The organism is Xenorhabdus sp. PB30.3 (assembly GCF_963895965.1).
GTDB lineage: Bacteria > Pseudomonadota > Gammaproteobacteria > Enterobacterales > Enterobacteriaceae > Xenorhabdus > Xenorhabdus stockiae.
Map to the genome: position 1 here is coordinate 20,890 of NZ_CAWQMW010000152.1, position 6,991 is coordinate 27,880.

Annotated in this window: 6 protein-coding genes; 1 reads left to right on the forward strand and 5 read right to left on the reverse strand. The window is 42.0% G+C overall.

All coding sequences use genetic code 11. From position 1 onward, the window contains the following. Nucleotides 1-385: 385 nt before the first annotated feature. From AACX38_RS14770 to AACX38_RS14785, 4 genes are all read right to left on the reverse strand, one after another. Nucleotides 386-1,582 (reverse strand): amino acid aminotransferase, encoded by a 1,197-nt coding sequence (locus tag AACX38_RS14770; RefSeq protein WP_228864807.1) that lies wholly within the window; start codon nt 1,580-1,582, stop codon nt 386-388. A gap of 66 nt (nt 1,583-1,648) precedes the next feature. Further along, on the reverse strand, nt 1,649-2,728 hold the full coding sequence (alr, locus tag AACX38_RS14775) for an alanine racemase (protein WP_099110426.1): 1,080 nt from the start codon (nt 2,726-2,728) through the stop codon (nt 1,649-1,651). A 68-nt stretch (nt 2,729-2,796) separates the two neighbouring features. Further along, nucleotides 2,797-4,206, reverse strand: coding sequence for a replicative DNA helicase (dnaB, locus tag AACX38_RS14780; protein ID WP_099123525.1), 1,410 nt, complete (start codon nt 4,204-4,206; stop codon nt 2,797-2,799). Between the two features lie 390 nt (nt 4,207-4,596). Then, nucleotides 4,597-4,854, reverse strand: a complete 258-nt coding sequence (locus tag AACX38_RS14785) for a helix-turn-helix domain-containing protein (RefSeq protein WP_099110566.1) — start codon at nt 4,852-4,854, stop codon at nt 4,597-4,599. Between the two features lie 458 nt (nt 4,855-5,312). Here AACX38_RS14785 and AACX38_RS14790 point away from each other — a divergent pair, with 458 nt between their 5' ends. Next, on the forward strand, nt 5,313-6,512 hold the full coding sequence (locus tag AACX38_RS14790) for a toll/interleukin-1 receptor domain-containing protein (protein ID WP_228864808.1): 1,200 nt from the start codon (nt 5,313-5,315) through the stop codon (nt 6,510-6,512). A gap of 196 nt (nt 6,513-6,708) precedes the next feature. On the opposite strand, the gene AACX38_RS14795 is transcribed toward AACX38_RS14790, so the two are convergent. Further along, on the reverse strand, nt 6,709-6,991 hold a 283-nt coding region (locus tag AACX38_RS14795), incomplete at its 5' end, for a terminase TerL endonuclease subunit (RefSeq protein ID WP_228864809.1).

The following is a 6,991-nucleotide window of genomic DNA, read 5'->3' on the forward strand; positions in this document are numbered from 1 at the left end:
TGAGTAAAAAATATCATATATGTCCGCTACTATATAGAAAGTGACTATAAATTAACACAATAATTAATTTGTAATTATAAAATAACAGATAAAAATCTATTATTACCATTTTAATTAGTGATATCTATAACATCAGCAAAAATCCCTTATTCAATACCAGAACAAGGGACTATACATATCATATTTCAAGTTGCCTCTCTAGTTAGCTACGGTGCAACTCGATATCTATTGGGTATATACACTTCGTCTTTCAAGTCGCCTCTTTGTTGGCTGCGCTCTCTCACCCCAGTCACCGTTTTTATAAACATACGGTTATCTATGCTCCCGGGGATTTACTCTCTTGCCGCCGCGACGCATCTTGAAATCCATTGTGTATAGTGAATGCTTAACGACTCACAGCCACAAATGCTTCAACAACACGTTGTACATTATGATGATTCACACCTGCCATACAAACCCGGCCGGATTCAATCAGATAAACAGCAAATTCTTCACGCAGACGAACAACCTGTTCAGTGCTAAATCCGGTATAACTGAACATGCCACGCTGTTTAAGCAAATGATCAAAGTTTTTCTCCGGTAATGCTTCTTTCAATGCAGATACCAGCACAGTGCGCATTTCCCGAATACGCAAACGCATCTGTTCAACTTCTCTCAGCCACTGTTCCCTCAGTAATGGATCAGCTAATACTCTCGCCACAACCTGACCGCCAAAATTAGGCGGACTGGAATAAATACGACGTACGCAGGCTTTTAGCTGCCCCAAGACACATTCTTTCGTTTCTTTATCGTCGCAAATAACCGATAAGCCACCAACGCGCTCGCCATATAAGGAAAATATTTTTGAGAATGAATTACTGACAAAGCAAGGTAGTTCAGCACTCGCCATCGCCCTAATTGCATAAACATCTTCTTCAATACCTTCAGCAAACCCCTGATAAGCGATATCAAGAAATGGAATTAACTTTTGCTCTTTAACTACCTGAATGACCTGATCCCATTGGTCATTAGTCAGATCAGAACCCGTTGGATTATGGCAACAAGGGTGCATCAGGATAATACTTTTTGCTGGTAATTGCCGGAACGTTGCCAGCATTTCATCAAATTTTACCCCTTTGGTTTTATCATCAAAATAAGGGTAATAATTTACTTTTATCCCTGCCCCAGAGAATATTGAAGCATGGTTTTCCCATGTAGGATCACTGCACCACACTTCAGAATCAGGGAAATAACGATGTAAAAAGTCAGCACCGACTTTCAGTGCCCCTGATCCGCCGACTGTCTGGATAGTTGCAATGCGACTTTGCTGCAACATTAAATGATCTTTACCGAATAATAATTCCTGAACTGCCTGCCGGTAAGCCATTAAACCTTCCATTGGAAGATAAAGAGAAGCAGACTGTGGCAGAGTACTTATTTGTTCTTCTGCGGTTGCAACAGCCTGCAATTGGGGAGTTATACCCTGCTCATCGTAATAAAGCCCAATGCTCAGGTTAACCTTTTCTGGACGGGGATCTTTTTTAAACTCTTCCGACAACGAAAGAATAGGATCACCTGCGTAAGCATCAACATTCTGGAACACTATGTTATACCTCTATTACCTAAATGATATTAAAGACACGGTAACAGACAATATAACTGAACCCGATTATTCGTCCAGATATTCCATCGCAACACGTGAAGTTAATTTTGTGATGAGTTCATAGGCACTAATCCCTGTATATTCAGCTACTTTTTCCACTGGCAGGACTTTACCCCAGAGGATAACATCATCACCCACTTTATCCTGACAGTCCGGTCCTAAATCTACCGTGATCATATCCATGGATACCCGCCCAACAAGGGAGACTTTACGTCCATTAATAAATACCGGTGTGCCCGATAATGCACTACGGGGGTAACCATCACCATATCCGATAGCTACAACACCTAAATAGGTATCACGTTCACTGACCCAAGTACCGCCGTAACCTACCGCTTCACCTGCTTTGTGTTTACGTACAGCGATTAAACTGGATTTCAATGTCATTGCGGGCATTAAGCTGAAATCATCCGCGGTCTTATCCGCCATCGGTGATGCACCATACATCATAATACCGGGACGAACCCAGTCCAGATGGGCCTGTGGCCACAACAGAATTCCGCCTGATGCTGAAATGGATTTTTCACCCGCCTTATCTGCAACAAATAACTTAAATTGCTCAATTTGCTGATAGGTAGTATCCACCAGAGGTTCATCTGCCTGACTAAAGTGGCTAATAATATTCACAGGCTGTTCAATATTACGGCAACGGCTCAAACGTTGGTAAAAATCTTCTGCTTCATCAATACGAACGCCAAGACGATGCATACCCGTATCCAATTTCATCCATACTTTAATTGGGTGAGGTAAATCAGCTTGTTCCAGTGCTTCCAGCTGTTCAATACTGTGCACTACGGTTTCAATATGATTGACAACCAAAATAGGTAAGTCAGATGCCCCCAAAAAACCTTCCAGTAGCAGAATGGGTTTGATAACCCCACCACTGCGCAAAGCCAGAGCTTCCCCTATTCGTGCAACACCAAAACAATCTGCACTTTCCATCGTATACGCAGTTTCCAATAAACCATGTCCATAGGCGTTTGCTTTCACAACTGCAATAATTTTACTGCCCGGAGCTTTCACCCGAACCTGTTGCAGGTTGTGTCGCAGAGCGCGGCGGTCGATAACAGCAGTTGCCGCTTTCATTTTTTCCCCTTTTTTATACTTTCTTCCAATCAATTGGTTTGGATAAATAGGCTTATTTTTGAACTGGGTTATTCATCGCTATAGCTTGGCCCAGCATAGTTATCAAATCGCGACCATTGACCGTTGAATGTCAGCCTTACCGTACCAATTGGGCCGTTACGTTGCTTACCAAGGATAATTTCCGCTACACCTTTTAGTTCACTGTTATCGTGATATACCTCATCACGATAGATAAACATGATTAAGTCAGCATCCTGCTCGATAGAGCCTGATTCACGCAGGTCAGAGTTCACCGGACGCTTATCAGCACGCTGCTCCAGACTACGGTTAAGCTGAGAAAGGGCCACAACCGGCACCTGTAATTCTTTCGCCAATGCTTTGAGGGAACGGGATATTTCTGCAATTTCCAGTGTTCGGTTATCGGAGAGGGACGGCACTCGCATTAACTGCAGGTAGTCGATCATGATCATGCTAAGCCCGCCATGTTCGCGGAAAACTCTTCTTGCGCGGGAGCGCACTTCAGTAGGAGTCAGGCCGGATGAATCATCAATATACATATTGCGTTTTTCCAGCAAAATCCCCATGGTGCTGGAAATTCGGGCCCAGTCCTCATCATCAAGCTGACCCGTTCGAATACGCGTCTGATCTACACGGGAAAGCGATGCCAGCATACGCATCATGATCTGATTACCGGGCATCTCCAGACTGAAAATCAGAACCGGTTTATCCTGCATCATCGCTGCATTTTCACACAAGTTCATCGCAAAGGTTGTTTTACCCATCGAAGGACGTGCAGCAACGATGATCAAGTCTGATTTCTGCAGACCCGCCGTTTTCTTATCCAGATCCTGATAGCCCGTGGAAACTCCTGTTACGCCATCATGTGGGCGCTGATAAAGCTGCTCAATGCGTTCAACGGTTTCTTCAAGGATTTGTTCAATGCCTTTCGGGCCTTCATCTTTACTTGCCCGGGTTTCTGCTATCTGGAATACACGAGATTCAGCCAAATCCAACAATTCTTCACTGGTTCGGCCTTGTGGGTCATATCCTGCATCGGCGATTTCATTAGCAACTGCAATCATATCGCGAACAACAGCACGTTCACGGACAATATCTGCATAAGCATTGATATTTGCGGCACTTGGCGTATTTTTTGACAATTCTGCCAGATAGCCAAAACCACCGACATTATCCAGCTCCCCATTCAACTCCAGGGATTCTGATAATGTAATCAAGTCAATAGGTTTGCCTGTTTCAAGCAAACGCTGCATTTCAGAAAAAATGCGCCGATGTGGGCGGCTGAAAAAATCATTGCTGGTAACACGCTCGGATACGTTATCCCAACGTTCATTATCCAGCATCAAACCGCCCAACACGGATTGCTCTGCTTCCAAAGAGTGTGGTGGAAGTTTCAGCCCTTCCACTTGGCGATCTTTTGGTTCAGCCATACTGTTGTTAGTTGGTTTTCTTCCAGCCATGTAGTACATCAATCCACTAAACAAGAACGAAATAGCGCATCAGTATACGCCATGAAAACAACCTTGAGTAATTATATATAGTCTATACTCGTAATTTAAACACAAATGATTGATATTGAATAAATAAACCTCATTTATTAACGAGTTTGTTCTTGTTTGTTTATATAATTGTTTATACATAGAACACTGAACAAATCTATAAACAAAGCATAAGATAAAAACAAGGCAAAAGAAAAGAAAGAATGAGAGTGAATGAGTGATCAGTAAAACGTGGTCAGTACATTTAACGTTCCAAGCTATTGAAGTAATAATTACGAATGTTACTGCTAGTGAGAAGATACCCCGTTACGGCTATCTTCCCGATGATTTTTAAATGGAGCTGATTATTTTTTATGATTTATCCCGAACCTTGCGTTCAATCAATTCACCATACGAATCAAAATAACGGCTGGGCCAGATTTCAGATGGGTGTATTTCGAGATAGTTAGCAATAATCCATTCGCCTTTTGGCCAAGGTCTGCTGAGAGTATTTGCCAGTGTAGATGAACTGAGGCCAGATTCACGAGAAACAGCCGCTAAAGTTGTACCACGTTTACGCAGTGCAGCGATGATATCGGCTTGATGCCAGTCATTTTTAACATTATTCATTCCTGCTACCCCTTCCATAAATTGAGAAAATTGATGGTGGCGATTCAGACAGGGTTCGCAGTACCGGAACATACCCATCCGGCGAGGCCGAAACCTCCCCTATCAGAACCGCCATTGAATAGGCGATAGCAGACACACTGGTAGAAATTTCCTACCAGTGGGGTATGTTTACAAGGCTGCGAAACCCTGACCACTGGATTTTGCCAATGGCGGGGCTACTTTAACTGATTGGTTTATCGTTCTCAATAAGCGAACCAGTATAAACGCTTAACTTTTTGCGTTATATATTGTTCAGATGAGAGCTGATACTCTTGCTACTCTGAGTTTGAGAAAATATGACAGTTAGCTCAGTGCCAAAAGCTAGCAGTTGGTTTAAGCTCCTTGCTTTGCTTAATCAAGACGAACTTAAACCTATCCCTTAAACATCGTTACAGCGAAACAGGAATCATGGATCACTTATGAAAAAATACCATATTGCATTGTCTTTTGCGGGTGAGGATAGGGCTTATGTTGAGAGCGTGGCTAATCATCTCCAAGCTTCAGGTGTAGATGTTTTCTATGATTTTTTCGAGGAGGAATACCTATGGGGAAAAGACCTATATGAGCATTTAACAAAAGTATACCGTGATCAAGCACTCTTTACTATCTTGTTTGTTTCAGAGTTCTATGTGAAAAAATCATGGGGAAACCTCGAACGAAAAAGTGCCCAGACACGAGCGCTTAGAGAAAATAGCGAATACATTCTTCCTGCAATGTTTGACTTATCTGTTGAAGTTCCTGGTATGCTGGATACCACCGGTTATATTGACCTAAATAGGAAGACTCCTGAACAGTTAGCGGAATTGATTGTTCGCAAGCTAACTAAGTCTGGAGTCTTACTGGAAGGGCATCATTCTTATTCCGATAATGTTAAAGCAGATGTGGACTACCCTGTCCAGTCCAAAGGTACTATTGGAAAATTGGTAAAAGATCTTAAATCCTATAATTGGTACATACAGAGCCCAGCAATAGATAAAATAATGTCATTAGACTGGAATATTGTTTCGGAAGATGATGCCTTTGTTCTCGGGCGTAATATTTATCAATGTGCTTGTGGTGGGGAAAATAGAGCGAAAGAAATAATAAATAACATTCGAAAAGAATTTTCTTCTATCCCAGATGCTCGTGCGTTCGATATAATAAATGGAATGTTTTTCGAAGTATATTTCGATTTAGAGGGTGAATTTCGTGGAGAAAAACTTAAAAGCAAAATGCTACCACACCTTCTAAAGATGCAAACTATGAAAAGATTCTTACCGTGTATAATCTTTATACGAAGAGCGCTTGAACCATATAAAACCGAACTTCCATTTCTTCCGAACTTTGAGCCTGAAGCTATTAATCTTAATATAAAGGTTAAGAAAAGCGATCCTCCTACAGTCCGAGGTATTTCCGCAAACGAAATAAATATTCTAAGTACGGAAGATAGCCCACAAGGGAACCTTTGGCGACTTTCTTTCGGAGCATTTACTCCCCACAAATTAAAAGTACTGTTGGCTGAGGAATGGGGTATTTCAGAAAAACAGATCAAGACTGAAATTACTAAGGGCTTCTCAATGGAGGATGAGCTGAGATTGCCTGAAGGTACATGTATAAGATGGCCTACAAAAAAACAGTAGAAAATTGTGGCTGTCTGAAAAATTGCGAGAAGCGGGTAATTTGCCATAGCTATAAGTGCTAAAGTCCGCTTCCCGCTCATAGTTGACTATCAGATAGAGTAACGACCAATCCAAATAAAGGTGTGATATCTAACTTTCCGACACTTGATTTCATCAATTCCTATTCTGCGCAGGCATTAAAACATCAATTAGTTATCTAAACTCCATCAAAATTATCCAGTCTCCATTTCTGTTCATCATTGAGGCTGAAAGCAAACTCTTCATGTTCGGCTTGCCATGTGCCAAAACTCATCAGGAATGCAATTGCAGGGTCGATTTTATTCGCTGATTTCTTTTTGTTCGGTTTGATATTGGCGTTAGCGTCGGTTTCCATCACGACATTGGATATCGCCCATGCCAGCACCGGATCGCCGTTGTGACGAATAATTTTGCGGTTAACGAACACCTCAGCCGATTTTGTCACCGGGCTAAAACGCATA

Excerpts from the sequence above, each read along its gene's own strand:
- alr (WP_099110426.1), bottom strand. The coding sequence starts at position 2,728 with ATGAAAGCGGCAACTGCTGTTATCGACCGCCGCGCTCTGCGACACAAC.
- dnaB (WP_099123525.1), bottom strand. The coding sequence starts at position 4,206 with ATGGCTGGAAGAAAACCAACTAACAACAGTATGGCTGAACCAAAAGAT.
- AACX38_RS14785 (WP_099110566.1), bottom strand. The coding sequence starts at position 4,854 with ATGAATAATGTTAAAAATGACTGGCATCAAGCCGATATCATCGCTGCA.
- AACX38_RS14790 (WP_228864808.1), top strand. The coding sequence starts at position 5,313 with ATGAAAAAATACCATATTGCATTGTCTTTTGCGGGTGAGGATAGGGCT.